16 protein-coding genes and 1 tRNA gene are annotated in these 17,742 nt (G+C 65.9%); 6 read left to right on the forward strand and 11 right to left on the reverse strand.

The window, feature by feature from the left end; genetic code table 11:
• Position 1 precedes the first annotated feature (1 nt).
• Genes lepB through ruvX form a run of 4 tightly spaced genes read left to right on the forward strand, consistent with a single transcriptional unit; the run spans position 2 to position 3,658 of the window.
• Entirely contained in the window at positions 2-928 is a 927-nt protein-coding gene (gene lepB / locus ACZ1II_RS21930; RefSeq protein ID WP_465145669.1) for a signal peptidase I, read from the forward strand.
• Positions 928-2,031, forward strand: a complete 1,104-nt coding sequence (locus ACZ1II_RS21935) for an AI-2E family transporter (protein WP_465145670.1) — start codon at positions 928-930, stop codon at positions 2,029-2,031. The genes lepB and ACZ1II_RS21935 overlap by 1 nt, the downstream gene beginning before the upstream one ends.
• A gap of 32 nt (positions 2,032-2,063) precedes the next feature.
• A complete protein-coding gene (locus tag ACZ1II_RS21940; RefSeq protein WP_465145671.1) occupies positions 2,064-3,191 on the forward strand; it encodes a DUF3089 domain-containing protein in 1,128 nt (375 codons plus the stop codon).
• Positions 3,173-3,658, forward strand: a complete 486-nt coding sequence (ruvX, locus tag ACZ1II_RS21945) for a Holliday junction resolvase RuvX (protein WP_465145672.1) — start codon at positions 3,173-3,175, stop codon at positions 3,656-3,658. The genes ACZ1II_RS21940 and ruvX overlap by 19 nt, the downstream gene beginning before the upstream one ends.
• Before the next feature lie 3 nt (positions 3,659-3,661).
• Here ruvX and ACZ1II_RS21950 read toward each other — a convergent pair whose 3' ends face one another.
• From ACZ1II_RS21950 to argH, 6 genes are all read right to left on the reverse strand, one after another.
• Positions 3,662-4,588 (reverse strand): transposase, encoded by a 927-nt coding sequence (locus ACZ1II_RS21950; RefSeq protein ID WP_465145673.1) that lies wholly within the window; start codon positions 4,586-4,588, stop codon positions 3,662-3,664.
• Entirely contained in the window at positions 4,576-5,547 is a 972-nt protein-coding gene (locus ACZ1II_RS21955; RefSeq protein ID WP_465145674.1) for a hypothetical protein, read from the reverse strand. Before ACZ1II_RS21955 ends, ACZ1II_RS21950 begins: the two co-directional genes overlap by 13 nt.
• A 345-nt stretch (positions 5,548-5,892) precedes the next feature.
• Complete coding sequence (locus ACZ1II_RS21960) at positions 5,893-6,681, reverse strand: precorrin-2 dehydrogenase/sirohydrochlorin ferrochelatase family protein (protein ID WP_465145675.1); 789 nt, start codon at positions 6,679-6,681, stop codon at positions 5,893-5,895.
• 79 nt (positions 6,682-6,760) lie between these two features.
• Positions 6,761-8,020 (reverse strand): diaminopimelate decarboxylase, encoded by a 1,260-nt coding sequence (lysA, locus tag ACZ1II_RS21965; RefSeq protein WP_465145676.1) that lies wholly within the window; start codon positions 8,018-8,020, stop codon positions 6,761-6,763.
• A 23-nt stretch (positions 8,021-8,043) separates the two neighbouring features.
• Entirely contained in the window at positions 8,044-8,283 is a 240-nt protein-coding gene (locus ACZ1II_RS21970; protein ID WP_132268031.1) for a hypothetical protein, read from the reverse strand.
• A gap of 5 nt (positions 8,284-8,288) precedes the next feature.
• Positions 8,289-9,662 (reverse strand): argininosuccinate lyase, encoded by a 1,374-nt coding sequence (argH, locus tag ACZ1II_RS21975; RefSeq protein ID WP_465147363.1) that lies wholly within the window; start codon positions 9,660-9,662, stop codon positions 8,289-8,291.
• A gap of 19 nt (positions 9,663-9,681) precedes the next feature.
• On the opposite strand from argH, the gene ACZ1II_RS21980 reads away from it, so the two are divergent.
• Positions 9,682-10,278, forward strand: coding sequence for a TlpA family protein disulfide reductase (locus tag ACZ1II_RS21980; protein WP_465145677.1), 597 nt, complete (start codon positions 9,682-9,684; stop codon positions 10,276-10,278).
• Between the two features lie 46 nt (positions 10,279-10,324).
• On the opposite strand, the gene ACZ1II_RS21985 is transcribed toward ACZ1II_RS21980, so the two are convergent.
• On the reverse strand, positions 10,325-11,230 hold the full coding sequence (locus ACZ1II_RS21985) for an HpcH/HpaI aldolase/citrate lyase family protein (protein WP_465145678.1): 906 nt from the start codon (positions 11,228-11,230) through the stop codon (positions 10,325-10,327).
• A gap of 359 nt (positions 11,231-11,589) precedes the next feature.
• Between ACZ1II_RS21985 and ACZ1II_RS21990 the strand changes: the two genes are divergently transcribed.
• Complete coding sequence (locus ACZ1II_RS21990; RefSeq protein ID WP_465145679.1) at positions 11,590-14,565, forward strand: TonB-dependent receptor plug domain-containing protein; 2,976 nt, start codon at positions 11,590-11,592, stop codon at positions 14,563-14,565.
• A gap of 283 nt (positions 14,566-14,848) precedes the next feature.
• Here the strand turns inward: ACZ1II_RS21990 and ACZ1II_RS21995 are convergent, their stop codons facing one another.
• The 4 genes from ACZ1II_RS21995 to accC all read right to left on the reverse strand — a co-directional run bounded on the left by ACZ1II_RS21995 (position 14,849) and on the right by accC (position 17,736).
• Positions 14,849-15,115, reverse strand: a complete 267-nt coding sequence (locus ACZ1II_RS21995; protein ID WP_465145680.1) for a hypothetical protein — start codon at positions 15,113-15,115, stop codon at positions 14,849-14,851.
• Between the two features lie 87 nt (positions 15,116-15,202).
• A tRNA-Gly gene (locus tag ACZ1II_RS22000) sits at positions 15,203-15,276 on the reverse strand.
• A gap of 128 nt (positions 15,277-15,404) precedes the next feature.
• A complete protein-coding gene (locus ACZ1II_RS22005) occupies positions 15,405-16,352 on the reverse strand; it encodes an acetyl-CoA carboxylase carboxyltransferase subunit alpha (RefSeq protein WP_465145681.1) in 948 nt (315 codons plus the stop codon).
• 34 nt (positions 16,353-16,386) lie between these two features.
• Positions 16,387-17,736 carry an acetyl-CoA carboxylase biotin carboxylase subunit gene (gene accC, locus ACZ1II_RS22010; protein WP_465145682.1) on the reverse strand — a complete coding sequence of 450 codons (1,350 nt, stop codon included), beginning with the start codon at positions 17,734-17,736 and terminating at the stop codon, positions 16,387-16,389.
• Between the last annotated feature and the right edge of the window lie 6 nt (positions 17,737-17,742).

Genomic DNA, 17,742 nt, shown 5'->3' on the forward strand with positions numbered 1-17,742 from the left:
CATGATCCAACAGCCCAAGCCGACCATGAACCAGATGCCCGCCAAGGCCCCGCCCGCTGCGGAAAAGGTCAACTGGTTCCAGGAACTGCGCGGGCTCGCGCTGATGCTGCTGGGGGTGCTGGCGTTCCATTCGTTCATCGCCAAGCCGTTCTACATCCCCTCGATCTCGATGATGCCGGGGCTGCTGGTGGGCGACCGGCTGGTCGTCTCGAAGTATCCCTACGGCTGGAACTGGTCCTCGATCAGCTTCCACCTGCTGCCGCGCAGCACCTGGCGTCTGCTCGGTCGCACGCCGGAATACGGCGATATCGTCATCGTGGTCCCCGGCAACCGCAAGGCCGACCTCATCAAGCGCGTGGTCGCCCTGCCCGGAGACCGCATCGCCGTGATCGACGGCCGCATCCGCCTCAACGGCAAGTTCGTCCCGCGCGAGATGATCCCTCCCGTCCGCATCGCCGCCGACGATTCGCTGACCTGCGAGGGCGATGCCGAGCCGGGCCACTGCTACGACGGCTTCGAACAGTTCCGCACCCGCCTGCCCAGCGGCAAGGACGTCTACGAAATGCCGACCTACCGTGAAACATTGCCCAACGGCGCCAGTTATCAGGTGATCGACTACCTGAACCAGGAGCTGGACAATTACCCCGAGATCACGGTTCCCGAAGGCCACGTCTTCCTGATGGGCGACGATCGCGACCGTTCGGCCGACAGCCGCGCCCCGTTCGAGACCGACATGTTCGGCCAGCCCGGCGGCGGTCTCGGAGGGCCGGTACCGCTCAACGACGTCGGCGGCCGCGCCGAGTTCATCACCTTCTCGCTCGACGGCACCCAGAGCTGGAACCCGCTGACCTGGTGGAGCGCGCTGCGACCGGGCCGCGCCTTCACCAGCCTGAGGCCGCCGGTCGATCCCGCGAAAGCCTGGAACTGATGGCCTCGGGTCCGGAGCGCGAGGAAGACCTCACCGGACGCGCCGGTCCCACCGACATTTCCGATCCGCTGATCCGCACCGAGGCACGCAAGGCCTTCGTATGGATCGGCATGGCGGCGCTGCTGGCGCTGGCCGTGTTCCTCTCGCAATCGCTGCTGGTGATCTTCGGCGGGATCGTGTTCGGCGCGCTGATCGACGGCGGCGCGCGGGTGCTCCGCAAAGTCCTGCGACTGCCGCGCGGTGTCTGCGTCGTGCTCGTGCTACTGCTGGCGATGCTTTTCCTGCTCTGGGTCGCGCGCTTCGCCGGCAGCCAGATCGCCTTGCAGGCCGCGGAACTGCCCGCAACGATCGAGAGCCAGTTTCGCCACGGCCTCGGCTGGCTCCACGCCCATGGCATCCAGCCGCGCATCACCGATCTGCGCAGCGTGGCGCAGGAGGCCGTCGGCGGCATCAGCCAGGTGACGCGCGTGGTCGGGGGCCTGATCGGGGTGTTCACCACGCTCTTCCTGATCCTGGTGCTGGGCATCTACTTCGCACTGGAGCCACGCCTCTATCAGCGGGGCGTCGGCTGGATGCTGCCGATCGACCGCCGCGATCATTTCGAGAGCACCGTCGCGATCATGGGCCAGGCCCTGCGCCGCCTGTTGTTTGGCCGCCTGATCGGAATGACCGTGGAGGGCCTGTTCACGTGGGCCATGCTCCAGTTCTACGGCGTGCCGATGGCCGCCCTGCTCGGCCTCATCACCGGCCTGCTCGCCTTCCTGCCCAATATCGGCGCGCCGATTTCCGGGATGATCATGATCCTCGTCGGCTTTTCCGGCGGCTACGAGATGGGGCTCTACACGATCATCGTCTATGTGCTGATCCACCTGATCGACGGCTACCTGATCGTGCCGATGATCGCGCGCAAGACGGTGGACCTGCCCCCCGCGCTGGTGCTGGCGGCGCAGCTCATCATGGGCGTGCTGTTTGGCCTGCTCGGCCTGGCGCTTGCCGACCCATTGGTGGCGATGATCAAGATCTGGCTGGAGCGCGAGGCCGACCGCAACGGCGGCGGCGCCGCCCCGGAAATGGCCGCCGATATCGCGGACAGCCCCGCTTGACCGGCGCTCGCGGGCAGGCGAGACCCTGAACCATGGCCCGCAAGTTCCTCTATGGCATCGCCATTCTCGTGATCCTGGTCATCGCGGTTTTCGTGGCGCTGCGAATCTGGTCGGAGGACCTGACCGAACTCGCCTTCGTTCCAAACGTCGAATATGCCCACAAGGATGCACTCGCTCCCGAGGCCTGGCGCGATCAGAAGATGTGGCTGGCCCGGCCGGACATGAAGGACGATCCCTCGCGCTGGCTACCACCCGGCGTAGAGAAACCGCGGACGCGGTACCGGGTCGCGGTGTTCTTCGTCCACCCAACCAGCCTCGTCGCCCGCAGCGCCTGGAACGGGGACCTTGCCGACGCCTTCTCGCAGGACCGCGCCGCGCTCTTCGTCAAGGGCATGGCCAGCCCATTCAACCGCGCCGAAATCTGGGCACCGCGCTACCGGCAGGCGGCGATCGGCGCCTTCCTCACCGCCGCGCCGGAAGCCAACCAGGCCATCGACCTCGCCTATTCCGACGTGCTCGCCGCCTTCGACCAGTTCGTGAAAAGCGTGCCGCGCACCCGCCCGATCGTCGTGGCCGGGCATAGCCAGGGCGCCTTCCTGCTGCGCCGCGTGCTGCGCGACCGGGTGGCGGACAAGCCGCTCGCCAAGCGCATTATCGCCGCCTACGTGATCGGCTGGCCGGTCTCGCTCGCCCACGATCTGCCGAAGATGGGCCTCCCCGCCTGTACCGCGGCGAAGCAGACCGGCTGCGTTGTCTCCTGGCTCTCGGTCGCCGATCCTGCCGACACCAAGATGCTGCTCAGCGCCTATGGCCGCCGCACCGGGCTGGACGGGCAGGGCGTGGCCGAAAGCCCGTTCCTCTGCACCAATCCGCTGACCGGCGGCGAGGGCGGCAGCGCCGATGCGGCGACCAACCTCGGCACACTGGTCCCCGAGTTCCGCCCCGATTCCCGCAGCGCCAGCGGCACTCTGGTCAAGGCGACGGTGCCCGCCAGTTGCGGCCCCGACCATTTTCTCCACATCGGACCGCCTCCGGCACTGAACATGGGGCCTTACGTGCTTCCCGGAAACAACTACCATCTCTATGACGTGACCCTGTTCTGGGCGAACCTTCGCGCGGATTTCGAAGGACGGGTTGCGACATGGCAGAAGGCACAGTGATCACCACCAGCGCGCTGGACTATCGCGATGCCCTGCCTGAAGCCGGCGGCGCGCTGCTGGGGCTGGACCTCGGCACCCAGACCATCGGCACCGCCTTCTGCGACGCGGGCTGGCGCTTCGCCTCGCCCGGCAAGACGCTGAAGCGCGGCAAGTTCGGCGCCGACCGCGAATTGCTGCTGGACCTCATCCGCGAGCGGTCGATCAAGGGCATCGTCATCGGCCTGCCGCTCAACATGGACGGTTCGGAAGGCCCGCGCTCGCAATCGAGCCGCGCCTATGCCCGCAACCTTGGCGCGTTGGGTCTGCCGATCCTGCTCTGGGACGAGCGCTGGTCCACCTCCGGCGCTGAGCGCGGGTTGCTGGAACAGGACATGAGCCGTGCCAAGCGCGCCACCCGGATCGATTCCGCGGCGGCGGCGGTGATTCTGCAAGGGGCGATCGACGCTCTGACCGGCGGAATGTTCTAAACCTCAGCCGCGCCCGAGCTTCGCCCCGCCCCATTCTCGTCTCTGCCGCGCCTCGGCCGACACCAGCCGGCTGCCGCAGCGTTCCGCCTCTCCCCAGACGGCATCGCGCGCCTCGGTGCTTTCCGCCCTTGCCGCCAGGGCTTCCCAGGCGACCAACCTCATGCGATCGCTGGGATGTTCCTTGCCGAAACGCGCGGCGAGATCGCGCGCCGGATCGCTGCCCAGTGCGACGGCGATGTGCAGGAAACTCTCGCTGGGGCCATGGCCGTTGAGGCGGGTGACGGTGCCCTTCGCGACATCGAAGTCATAGCGGTCCATCCAGCCCTGCACCGCCTGGGTATGGACCAGGTTCAGCGTCACCGAAAGCGAAGCCGGCGGATAGCGGACGGGCACATCGCGCCGCGCACGGTAGTGGACCATGCATCCCGGTTCGAGCACCAGACGGCCCCGATGTTCCAGTTCGACCGCCTCGCCCGGATGGCCGACGAGAGCCTCGTAGTCGTATTCGAATTCGTCGGAACGATAGCCCGGCCCGAAATAGCCCAGCGCCAAAATGTCGGCGGCGTGGTCCTGCGCCTGTCCATAGCCCAGCGCTTCGGGTCCGCCGGCACGGTAGAGGGCGTCCTGCTCGGAAGGCCAGATGCGCGCGTTGAGGAAGAAGTTGCCCTGCCCCGGCGTCACCAGCATGATCGACTGCGGCCCGACGCCTTCGAGCGCATCGGCCCCGTCGGGAACCGGCGCCAGTCCCGATATCAGGTCCACCAGCAGGTCGCCCAGAAAGTTCCGGTCGTTACCCAGCCGCTGCAGCCAGTTCGCCGCATGGGACAGGCTCACTTCGTCGCGCGGATCGAAGCCCCAACTCGAAAGGGCGTCGACGAATTCCGCGAGCGAGGCGCTCGTCGGATCGCGCAGGGTCATCATCCGCGCCATTGTGCCACTCTCTCCATTTCGGGCCACTGCGCGATCAGGCTGCGATGGAGGTCCCGCGCGGGACCTGCCAGCGCCGGGTCCTCGCCTGCCGCCACCGTGCCCAGCAGCACCAGCCCGGCCCGCATGTCGATAGCGAGAATCGCGCGCAGCGCCTCCCAGCGCAGCGCCGGGGACGCCGTGCCATCGACGATGCGCGACAGCACCGGCACCGCATCCTGCCGCCCGAGCCCCGCCAGCACCGCTATCGCAAGTTCCAGCCGGCTATATTCGGCGGTCAGCGCCGCCTGCCCCTCCAACGCGCCGTCTTCCAGCGCGAACGCCCGCACGGGATCGTGCAGCGACGCCAGCCGCTGCAGCCGCAGCACGACGAGGCTCCCCTCGACCCTGCGCAAGTGGAACGCCTCGCGCTCGCCCTGCCGGAAAAGCGCGGTGCCCGGTTCGAACTCGACCGGATCGCTGTGCAGCTTGCCAGCGGAATCGCGCGAAATCCGGTCGCCCAGCGCGCTTCCGGCAAGCACGCGGGTCCAGGTATGGGTGGGCGCGAACTCCACGGTCCGGGGTGACGCCTGACGCGCCAGCGCTTCGCCATCGTAGACCGCCAGCGCCAGAGTCGCGGTTCCGGCATGGGCCAGCAGCAGCATGTCCATCCCTTCGCGGTGAGCATGACGGAACGGCAATTGTCCGAGCGGAAAGCTCCCGATCGCCTCCACGCCGCAGGCGACCAGAGGAGAGACGAAGTTCTGCGCCGCTCCGCCATCACTGTCGCCGTCGAACAGCGATTCGAGCGAGCCACATGCCTCCAGCGTCGCGCCCCGCCCAAACCGCTCCAGCGCGGCCAGCACCGGAGCGACGGCCGGGAGCGCGCGCCACTGCGCGACCACCTTTGCCAGTTCGCGCTGTCCCTGCGACCACAGCCGCTCGTCGCGCCCGAGCGCGCTCAGGTCGTGATGCACCTGCATGGCCGCTTCGCCTCAGGTGCCGGGATGGAGTTCGTAAAGGCTGGGCTGCAACAATGCGTGATTGTCATCCGGACAATACCGCGCACCATGCAAGCCGGTGGGCTGTTCAAGAGGGGACAAGCCGGCAAGAGCCGGAAGGCTGGTAAATTCGATCCGCGGCCATTCCAGAGTCATCACGTCAGGTAGTTGCAAGACTTTCCCTTTCGGCCTTTCCCTCGCCGCCCGTGGCGACCATGCCGCACGCCTGCCTTTTGAATGAGTTAATTCCCTGAAACTGTAAATTATAAATTTACCACGCCGATCCAGCGACACGAACGTCGCCTGATGCACACAACTATATCGTGGTTAACCGGCCTCCGGTGCCCGCAGGATCACCAGCAGGCCGCGGGGCTGTTCATGCGCCTCGCCAAGCACACGTCGCCCGGCATCGGCGCGGGCGCGGTCCAGGATCACCGCCGGCACTTCGGCATCGTGAAGGATGAGGTCCGCCGTTCCCAGCAGACGCGCCTCCCGCAAGGTAAGGTCGTCCGGCTCCGTGCTGCGCAGCACGATCTCGACCGTCTCGCTCGGCGGATCGGCAGCTTCGCCAAGCCAACGGGCGACATGCTCGGAACCCGTGTCGCCCAACGGATCGAGCACCCCGCCCTGTCCCAGCGCCGCGTCCAGAGCCTGGCGCCGCTTGCCCGGATCGGGAAACCGCGCGCGCAGGGCAGGCCGCGCCGCGAGCAATGCGCTGGCCAGCAGGCCCAGCGACTGCGGCAGCAGCGCTTCCAGCCGCAAACGCAACTGCTTGGCCAGCCCCGCCGAGGCCCCGCCCGTGCCGATGGCGATGAGCACCGGCGTGCGGTCGAGAATCGAAGGGACGGTAAAATCGCATAGCATCGGTCGATCGGGCGCATTCACCAGCAATCCCGCCGCCTGCGCCTCTGCAACGCCTGCGCGGGCGGCATCCTCGTCCTCCTCGGCGATGAAGGCGATCCGCGCGCCCTCGGCAATGCCTTGCGCAAGATCGGTGACGACCTGCCCGCCCGCCCGCTCTACCAGGCGGCGCTTGGCCTCTGCGGCCTCGCCATTGCCGGTTACGACCACCGGACGACCGGCGATGCGATGGAATAGCGGCAGGCTCTCGATCATCGAAACAGGACCCCAAACGAAAAGGAACGGCGAAGCGCGCCGTTCCTATCCGTTCAATGCCTGCTTGTCGAAGCGAGGATCAGGCGAGCCAGTCCGGCACCGTTTCCGCCGCGAGGATAGCCTCCGGTTCGATGCGGGCGGCGACCACCGCCCACTTGTTGCCGTCGACCATGACCTCGGGCACCAGCGCGCGGCTGTTGTAGGTATTGGCCATCGTCGCGCCGTAGGCCCCGGCGGTGCGGAAGATCGCCAGATCGCCCGCGGCGACTTCGTCGATCTCGCGGCCCATCGCGAAAGTATCCGAACTTTCGCAGATCGGGCCGACGATATTGGCGGTCATCGTCTTGCCACTCGGCTTCACCGCCGCAAAATCGTGCCAGGCATCGTACATGGCCGGGCGGGCAAGGTCGTTCATCGCCGCATCGACGACGACGAAGGGATTCACCACGCCTTCCTTCACGCGGACGACTTCGGTGACGAGCACGCCGGAATTGCCGGTGATCACACGGCCCGGCTCGAACATCAGGGTGACGCCCCAGTCCTTTGCGACCGAGGCGACCATCGCGCCGTAGTCCTGTGGGGTCGGCAATGAATCGCTCGCCTTGTAGGGCACGCCGAGACCGCCGCCGAGGTCCATATGCGTTACCGAATGGCCTTCAGCGCGGATCGCCGCCATCAGTTCGCCCATCTTGAGGAAGGCGAGGCGCGAGGGTTCGAGGTCGGAAATCTGGCTGCCGATGTGGACGGCGAGGCCCTTCATCTCCAGCCCCGGCAGGCCCGAGAGGCGGGCATAGATGCCGCCCGCGCGGTCATAGGGCACGCCGAACTTGTTGTCCGCCTTGCCGGTGGAAATCTTCGCGTGGGTGCGGGCATCGACGTCGGGATTGACGCGAAGCGCGCAAGGCGCGCGCAGGCCGAGCGCAGCGGCGATTTCCGCCAGTTCCACGCCCTCTTCCTCGCTTTCGAGGTTGAACTGGCCGATCCCGGCCTTGAGCGCGGCCGTTAGTTCGCGGCGGGTCTTGCCGACGCCCGAGAACACGATGTCACCGGCCGGAATGCCGCCCGCCAGCGCGCGGTTCATCTCGCCTTCGGAAACGACGTCGGCACCATAGCCCTCGTTCGCCAGCAGGCGCAGCACGGCGAGGTTGGGGTTGGACTTCACCGCGAAGGCGATGTGGACGCTGGGCAGCTCGGCCAGCGCCTCGCGGAAGACGCGGGCGTGGCGGCTGATCGTCGCACGGGAATAGACGTAGACGGGGGTGCCGACTTCGCGGGCGATCGCGGCCAGCGGCACGTCTTCGGCGAAAAGCTCGCCGTCGTTAAGGGCAAAATGGTCCATGGGTTTCTCGGTCTCTGGAAGGCTTATTCTGGCGGCGGGAGATCGAAAGGATCGTCGTCCCGTGGTTCCGAGCGGGTGCGCAGTTCGACGCTGCGTTCGGGGATCGCCAGCGTCGGCGTCTGGAGCAGCTCGGCGCTGCCCGGTTTCTGCTCGCGTCCGTAGGGCGCGGGCGGAAGCTGCTGCCCCGGTTTCAATGCCAACGCCGCCCTCTGGCCGCAGGCCGACAGCGCGAGAAGCAGGATCAGGGCGGCAGTCTTGCGCATCAGGCTCACTCCAGACCAAGCGCGAGCCGGGCTTCGGCCACGCGCAGGCGTACCTGATCGGGCGCGGTGCCGCCGTGCGACTTGCGCGCAGCAACCGAAGCCTCGACCGAGAGCGCCTTGAATACGCGCTCGTCGATGCGGCTGTCGATGGCCTTGAGGTCTTCCAGCGGCAATTGATCGAGCGCCAGCCCGCGCTGCTCGGCCAGCTTCACGGCGGAACCGGTAATGTGGTGCGCCTCGCGGAAAGGGATGTTGCCCTCGCGCACGAGCCAATCGGCGAGATCGGTGGCAGTGGCAAAGCCAAGTTCGGCGGCGCCGCGCATGCGATCGGTGCGGAAGCGGGTCTCGGCGACCATGCCGGTCATCGCCGCGATCGACAGCGCCAGCAGGCTGGCCGCCTCGAAGACCGGCGGCTTGTCGTCCTGCATGTCCTTCGAATAGGCAAGCGGCAAGCCCTTCATGGTGATCATCAGGCTGGTGAGGCAGCCGACGATCCGGCCCGAGTGGCCGCGCACCAGTTCGGCGGCGTCGGGGTTCTTCTTCTGCGGCATGATCGAGCTGCCGGTCGACAGCGAATCGGGCAGCGCCACGAAGCCGAAGGGCTGGCTGGCCCAGATGATGAACTCTTCCGCCAGACGCGAGAGGTGCAGCGAGCACTGCGCCGCGGCCATCAGGTAATCGAGCGCGAAGTCGCGGTCCGACACCGAATCGAGGCTGTTGTCGGTCGGCGCATCGAAGCCCAGCGCCTGCGCGGTCATCGTACGGTCGATCGGGAAGCCGGTTCCGGCCAGCGCGGCGGCGCCGAGCGGGCTGCGGTTCATGCGCTTGCGGGCATCGGCGAAGCGCGAACGGTCGCGGCCGATCATCTCGTAATAGGCCATCAGGTGATGGCCGAGCGTCACCGGCTGCGCGGTCTGGAGATGGGTGAACCCGGGCATGATCGAATCGGCATGTTCACCGGCGCGGGTGACCAGCGCCTTCTGCAGCGCATCCAGCCCGGCCTCGGCCTGATCGACGGCATCGCGCACCCAGAGGCGGAAATCGGTCGCCACCTGGTCGTTGCGCGAACGGGCGGTGTGGAGGCGTCCGGCGACCGGGCCGATCAGTTCGGCGAGACGGCCTTCGGTGGTCATGTGGATGTCCTCAAGGTCCCAGTTCTCGGGGACTCCGGAGACTTCGTATTCGGCGGCAACCTGGTCCAGACCGTCGCGAATCGTGATCGCGTCCTCGGCCGAAACCACCCCGCAGGCGCCCAGCATCGCGACGTGTGCCTTGCTGGCCGCGATGTCCTGCCGCCACAATGCCTTGTCGAAGGGGATCGAGGCATTTATCTCGCGCATGATCGCAGACGGTCCACCTTCGAACCGTCCACCCCACATCTGGTTGGAGCCCGCCGCCTTGCTGTCTTCCAAATCGCTCAAGTCGCTCGTCCTGTATTCCGTCGCGGGGGCCGGCGCCCTCCTGATCGCGGGCTGCGATAGGCAAAGCGGCAAGGACGCGCAACAAAAGGCTTCCGAAAGCGCCGCTCCGGCAACACCGGCCGCCGAAAAGCCCACTGGCAAAGTCGATCGCTCGCACAAGGGCGACCCGATGCCCGACGTGACTCTGGTGGACAATACCGGCGAGAGCCTCGACCTCATGTCGCTGAAGGGCAAGCCGCTGCTCATCAACCTCTGGGCTACCTGGTGCGCGCCCTGCATCGCCGAGATGCCGACACTGGAGGCTCTGGCCAAGGACCCGAACGGCAAAATCCAGATCCTGCCGATTTCCGAGGATACCGGCGACACCTACAAGGTCGTGGAAATCCTGCGCCGCCGTAAGCTCGACAATATCCAGCCCTGGGTGGACGAGAACGGCGACCTCGGCTTCCAATACGGCGGCAACCTGCCGGTCACGGTGCTGTTCGACAGTCAGGGCCGCGAAGTCTGGCGCTATACCGGCGGCAACGACTGGTCCTCGCCCGAGGCCGCCAAGCTGCTGGCGGAGGCGAAGTAATTCCCCCTCCCCGCTCACGGGGAGGAAAAAAGTTTCCCGTGGAACATTACCGCTTCCCCGCCTGCCGCAACAGGCGTTCGGCGCGCGCGAGGTAGGGGCGGTCGAGCATCCCGCCCTTCCAGCCGATCGCGCCCAGCCCCGGATTGGCCGCGAAGAGATCGACGATCTCCTGCGCCTCGGCGATCTCGGCCTCGGTGGGGGTGAACGCCGCGTTGATCACCGAGACCTGCGCGGGATGGATCGCCATCATCCCGCGATAACCGTCGCGGCGGACCCGCTCGGCCCGCAGCCTTAGCGCGTCGAGGTCCCGGAAATCGGCACAGATCGTCTCGATCGCGGTCACGCCTGCCGCTGCCGCGCCCAGCACGGTCAGGCTGCGCGCCAGTTCGTAAGTGAAGGAATAGGAACCGTCCGCATTGCGGTTGGACGAAGCACCGATCGAATCGGCCAGATCTTCCGCCCCCCAGGTCAAAGCCACTATGCGCGGCGCACCTTTATAGTCGCCGGTGTGGAACATGGCCTCCGCCGTTTCGGTGATAAGTACGATCACCGGGGTCGATCCCTGCTCGATGCCGTTCGCGACTTCCAGCGCTTCGAGGTAACGGTCCAGCGTCTCAACGTCCTGCCGGCCACGGACCTTGGGCAGCATGATGCCGCCCGGACGGGCGGGCATGACGGCCACGAGATCGGCCAGCGTATGCGGCCCGTCCAGCGGATTGACGCGTACCCAGAGGCGCCGCCCCTGATCGGGATGGGCGGCGATGAAATCACGCACCATCACCCGCGCATCCGCCTTGGCCTCGGGCGCGACGGCATCTTCCAGATCGATGAGAACGACGTCCGCCTCGCCCTCCATTGCCTTGGTCATCTTCCTTTCGCTGTCGCCCGGCGCAAAAAGCCAGGAACGCGCGGCGATAGGTTCATGCTTCGGGGAACGGGGGATTGCAGACATATTCTCTCCACTCGCGCAGATGACCAGCGTTGCCGCCCGTGCTGCCGATCACGCTGTCAGTCACCGGGCCAGCTTTGCTGCGATACGATGGTTTCTCAAGAGGTCCTGGTGCGATAGTTGCGGGAACCGCACAGATCGAAAGATCATTATTACCAAGATTTAACCACAAGATTCCAACTTTTCCTGTATAATTGTGGCAATATAGCAACGTGTGACGCAAATGTTTCCACCACGGAAACATTTCTGGTGCAGTTGGGCGGCACATGCCTAGAATTGCGTACCTTCGCCCGGACATTGTCCGGCGAACCTCCATCGAGCGGCAGGCAGAGCCGTCGGGGGAAATCGAAGGAACGCAAAACATGAAAAATCGCAAGGACAAGCTCCTCGGCGTGGCCGCCATCCCGGCACTGGCCCTCCTCCTCCCGCAGCAGGCCCTGGCGCAGGACGCCGCCTCGACTGCGGACGAACCGGGCGAAGCCATCGTCGTCACCGGATCGCGCATCGCTCGCCCCGATCTGGACGCTCCCAATCCGGTGACCGTCGTGTCGTCGAAGGACATCACCGATTCCGGCACGACCAACCTTACCGATTACCTGAAAACGATTCCCGCGCTCCAGGGCTCGCAGGGTTCCTATCAGAACGCCGGTGACCGCGCCGGTATCGGCACCACCGGCCTCAACCTGCTCGACTTGCGCAATCTCGGCACCCAGCGCACGCTGGTGCTGATCGACGGCCGCCGTCAGGTCGCCTCGGTCGACGGCACGCAGTCGGTCGACATCAACACCATCCCGACCGACCTGATCGAGCGCGTCGAAGTCCTGACCGGCGGCGCCTCGGCCGTCTATGGTGCGGACGGTGTCTCGGGCGTGGTGAACTTCATCCAGAAGAAGGACTTCGAAGGCCTCACCGCCCGCGTTCAGACCGGCATTTCGCAGAAGGGCGATGCCGGCCAGCGCCTGATCGCCCTGACCGCCGGCCACAACTTCGCCGACGGCCGCGGCAACTTCGCCATCGCCTGGGAGCACGGCGAGGAAGACCGCCTCAGCGTCCACTCGCGCAAGTACCTCGACGGTGAAAACCGCGTCGGCTTCTTCCTGAATCCCGACGATACCGAGACCGGCGGCAACAACAACGACGGCATTCCGGACAACATCCCGCTCCGGAACATCCGTTATTTCGACACCTCGCGTGAAGGCGGCATCGATGTCGACTTCGACGGTATCCCCGACTTCGTCGGCGCCGACGGTCGTCCTTACGACAACGGTACCTTCATTCCCAACTTCTACCAGCAGGGCGGCTCGGGCACGCTGGTGTCCGACTACGGCAACGACCTGCTGCCGGAGATCAAGCGCGACATCGTCAACGCGGTCTTCCACTTCGACTTCAGCGACGCCTTCACGCTCTATGCCGAAGGCAAGTACGCCCGCACGCGCTCGTTCTCGGTCGCGCAGCCGACGTTCGACTATTATCTGTTCATTCCCGAAGACAACCCGTTCATCCCGAGCGCGGTGCGCCCCTTCATCGATCCCGACAACGGCGGCGTCCTGGTCAATCGCGACAACTTCGACTTCGGGCGCCGCGGTGAGGACATCACCCGCAAGACCATCCGCAGCGTGATCGGCGCGCGCGGCGAGATCAGCCCGAACCTGTCCTATGACGTGTCCTATGTCTTCGGTCAGTCGAAGATCCGGTCGCATTACACCAACAACATGATCACCGACCGCTACTATGCAGCGATCGACGCCGTGAGCGACGGCAACGGCGGCGTGACCTGCCGGGTGAACACCGACGCCAGCTGGACCCCGAACCAGCCGTTCAACTACACCCGCAGCGAAATTCCGCCGACCACTTTCGCCCCCGGCGACTGTCTGCCGCTCAACCTGTTCGGCGAAAATGCCACTGGCAACCAGGCCGCGCTCGACTGGATCATGGCCGACACCGTGGACCGTACCAAGCTGACCCAGCATGTCGTCAGCGGCGCGATCACCGGCAACACGAAGAACCTGTTCGAACTGCCGGGCGGCGCCATCGGCTTCGCGCTGGGCGGTGAATACCGCAAGGAAAAGAGCAGCTTCGTAGCTGACGAACTCGCGGCGCAGGGTCTGACCTTCACCAACTCGCTGGGTAACACCAAGGGTTCGTTCGACGTCTGGGAAGCCTTTGCCGAAGTCGACGTGCCGATCCTGGCCGACCTGCCCTTCGCCAAGCGTCTCGGCGTCAACGGCGCGTTCCGCTATTCCGACTATTCCAGCATCGGTTCGACCAATGCCTGGAAGGTCGGCGGCGAATGGGCGCCCGTTCGCGACGTGACCTTCCGCGGTACCTATTCGAAGGCCGTGCGCGCTCCCAACATCAGCGAACTCTTCAGCCAGCAGTCGCAGACCTTCGAGTTCATCGACGATCCTTGCGGCACCGACTACCTGCAGAACGGCACCCAGTACCGTGTCGCCAACTGCCAGGCCTTGCTGTCGGGACTGGGCGTCGCCGATCCCTCGTCCTACAACGACACCCGCAGCTCGAACATTTCCGGCTTCCAGGGCGGCAATCCGAACCTGCGGGAAGAGACCGCGAAGACCTGGACCGCCGGCATCGTCGTGCAGCCCTCGTTCGTTCCGCGCCTGACCATCACCGCGGACTGGTATGACATCCGCATCAAGAACGCGATCCGGACCGTCGCTCCGCAGACCGTCGCCGAGCTTTGCGTCGACCAGTCGACGCTCGACAACCAGTACTGCGATGCCATCACCCGCCAGAACGGCACCAACGGCATCGCCTCGGCCGGCAACATCACCAGCTTCTTGGTCGGCCCGCTGAACGTCGCCAACATCCGCACCGCGGGCCTGGACTTCCAGGTCAACTACACCGTGCCGACCGACAAGCTCGGTACGTTCGGTGCCCGCGTCGTCGGCAACTATCTGCACCGCCTGACCTCGGTGCCGATTCCGGGTGCAGACAAGGTGAACGACGCCTATGTCGCGGCCAATATCGCTCCCAAGTTCCAGATCACCACCGACCTAACCTGGGCGAAGGGGCCGTTCAGCCTCGACTGGCAGATCAACTACATGTCCAAGATGTATCGCTACGATCGCCAGACCGTGGCCAGCAACCCGGACATCGTCGCGCCGGAATACCTGAAACTGAAGGAACGCTTCTCGCACGACCTCAGCTTCACTTACGACGTGGGCGATCAGTTCACGATCTACGGCGGCGTGAACAACCTGTTCAACCAGAAGCCTGCGCTCGGCAGCCTGAACACCCCGATCAGCGCGGTGGGCCGCTACTTCTTCATGGGCGCGAAGGTCAAGCTGGCCGACCTGTTCGGCGGCGCCCACTAAGGCCTCTGCCTGCCGGGCGGGAACGCCCGGCAGGCAAGAACGCGCTTATAGGCTGTTTGGAAAATGCCCTTGAGGGCATTTTCATCGCGGCACCAGCCCCAAAGGTTTTTTGGCGCCCCCACCCTACCACCCATTGGTAGTATCCTGCGGGTGGTAGGGTGGGTGCGAGGGCTGGTGCCGCGAAATTCGCGTTTCGCGAATTTCCAAACGGTCTCTTAGACAATGCTTTGAAGAGGGCGATCCAAAGCAATCGGATCGCCCTTTTTCGTGCGCGGATCGCCGGTCAGCCTTCGGCCAGGACCGCGGCCACCATGGAGCGCCAGATGTTCGCGGCATCGTCGCGGTAAGCCTCGTCGCTCTCGCTGTTCCCGACATAGCGGACGATCTCCGCGCCGGATTCCATCATGAGCTGGTCGGGTTCCCGGACCGCTTCCAGAACCGCACGGACCGCACCCGCAAACTTCCTGCGCGATTCGGCGTCCAGCGGCGTCGGATCGCCTGTCCCCAGCGAGACGGCCAGAGCCTGCACCCCACGTTCGATCGGCGTCATGCTATCCCCCTATGCCAAAACGGAAACCCGCTCAGGACACACCAAGGGCGCCGTCTTGTCCAGTGCCAGGGCACGAATGCAGGAAAATGGAGCGGGTGAGGGGAATCGAACCCCCGTATTCAGCTTGGGAAGCTGCTGCTCTACCATTGAGCTACACCCGCGGATCGGCAAACTTGGCGCGATCGGTAGATCGGCGCTCTGGCACAGCGGGCAGAGGTGGTCAATGGGGTGCGGACACGCTTGCGCCGCAAGGAAAAAGGCGCCGACCGAAGCCGACGCCTTTCTCAAATCACGCGCGGCCGATGGCCAGGAAGCGTTCCTCGCGGCGGGCGAGCAGTTCCTGAGGCGGTACGGCGTCGAGTACGTCGAGTTCCTGCTCGATCGCGCCGAACAGGGCCTGCGCCGCGCCTTGCGCATCGCGGTGGGCACCACCGACAGGTTCCGCCACGACGCGCTCGACGACGTTGAGCGCCAGCAGGTCCTGCGCCGTCACTTTCATCGCCTCGGCGGCGTCGGGCGCCTTGTCCGGGGTGCGCCAGAGGATCGACGACGCGCCTTCCGGCGAGATCACCGAATAGATCGAGTGTTCGAGCATCAGCACGCGGTCGGCCGCAGCCAGCGCCACGGCGCCGCCCGAGCCGCCCTCGCCCACGATCGCCGAGACGATCGGCACCGGCACGGCAAGGCAGGCCTCGATGGAACGGGCGATAGCCTCAGCCTGGCCGCGTTCCTCGGCCTCGACGCCGGGGAACGCGCCCGCGGTGTCGACCAGGGTGACGACCGGCAGGCCGAACTTGCCCGCCATCTCCATCAGGCGGATCGCCTTGCGATAGCCTTCGGGCTTGGCCATGCCGAAGTTGTGCTTGATGCGGGTCGCGGTGTCGTGGCCCTTCTCGTGGCCCATCACCATGACCTTGCGGCCATTGAGGCGCGCGAAGCCGCCGATAATCGCCGCATCCTCGCCATAGAGGCGGTCGCCGCCGAGCGGGATGAAGTCGGTGAAGCCCATCCGCACGTAGTCCACGAAGTGCGGACGCTGCGGATGGCGAGCCACCTGGGTCTTCTGCCAGGGCGTCAGCTTGGCATAAGTCGCCGCCAGCATCCCCGCGCTCTTCTTTTCCAGGCGCGCGATCTCGCCCGCGATGTCGAGATCGCTGTCGTTGGCCGTCGTGCGCAGCTCCGCGATGCGCGCTTCGAGCGCAGCGATCGGCTTTTCGAATTCAAGAAACGAGATCATGCTCTTTCCGTTTACCTGCCGGTGTCAGCGCGCCTCAGGAGGCGCGCTTGGCCAGCCATTCTTCCAGCCACTTGATCGTGTATTCGCCGCTCTGGAACTCGGGGTCCTCAAGCAGGGCCTGGTGCAGCGGGATCGAGGTCTTGACGCCGTCGATCACCATTTCCTCCAGCGCACGCTTCAGGCGCATGATCGCGCCCTGGCGCGTACGGCCCGAGACGATCAGCTTGCCGATCATCGAATCGTAGTACGGCGGGATGCGATAACCCGAGTAGAGGCCCGAATCGACGCGCACGTTCATGCCGCCCGCTGCGTGGTAGTTCGTCACCTGACCCGGCGAGGGGGTGAAGTTCCACGGGTCTTCCGCATTGATGCGGCATTCGATGGCGTGGCCCTTGAACTCGATCTCGTGCTGCTTGAACGAGAGCGGCTGGCCATCGGCCACGCGGATCTGCTCGCGCACGAGATCGACGCCGGTGATGGCTTCCGTCACCGGATGCTCCACCTGGAGGCGGGTGTTCATCTCGATGAAGTAGAACTCGCCGTTTTCCCAGAGGAACTCGATCGTGCCCGCACCGCGATAGCCCATGTCGGCCATGGCCTTCGAGACGATGCCGCCCATGCGGTCGCGCTCTTCGGGGGTGATGACCGGCGAAGGCGCTTCTTCCAGCACCTTCTGGTGGCGGCGCTGCAGCGAGCAGTCGCGCTCACCCAGGTGAACCGCCTCGCCCTTGCCGTCACCGAAGATCTGGAATTCGATATGGCGCGGGTTGCCGAGGTACTTTTCCATGTAGACGGTGGCGTCGCCGAAGGCGGCCTTCGCCTCCGAACGGGCCTGGCCCATCTGGCTTTCGAGTTCCTCGGCCGTGTTCACGACCTTCATGCCGCGGCCGCCGCCGCCCGAAGCGGCCTTGATGATGACCGGATATCCGATCGTCTCGGCCAGATCGCGCGCTTCGGCAAAGTCCTCGATCGCACCGTCCGAACCCGGAACCAGCGGCAGGCCGAGCGCCCCAGCGGAGCGCTTGGCTTCCACCTTGTCGCCCATCGTGCGGATGTGCTCGGGCTTGGGGCCGACCCAGATCAGGCCGTGCGCCTCGACGATCTCGGCGAACTGGGCATTCTCGGAGAGGAAGCCGTAGCCGGGGTGGATCGCGTCGGCATGGGTGATCTCGGCGGCGGCGATGATCGCCGCGACGTTGAGATACGAATCCTTCGCCGCCGGCGGGCCGATGCAGACCGCGTGGTCGGCAAGGCGCACATGCATGGCGTCGGCGTCGGCGGTCGAGTGGACCGCGACGGTCTCGATGCCCATCTCGCGCGCGGCGCGGTGGATGCGCAGCGCGATCTCGCCGCGGTTGGCAATCAGGAGGCGCTTGATGGCCATCAGATT

It is taken from the genome of Novosphingobium sp. BL-S-20, from assembly GCF_055521635.1.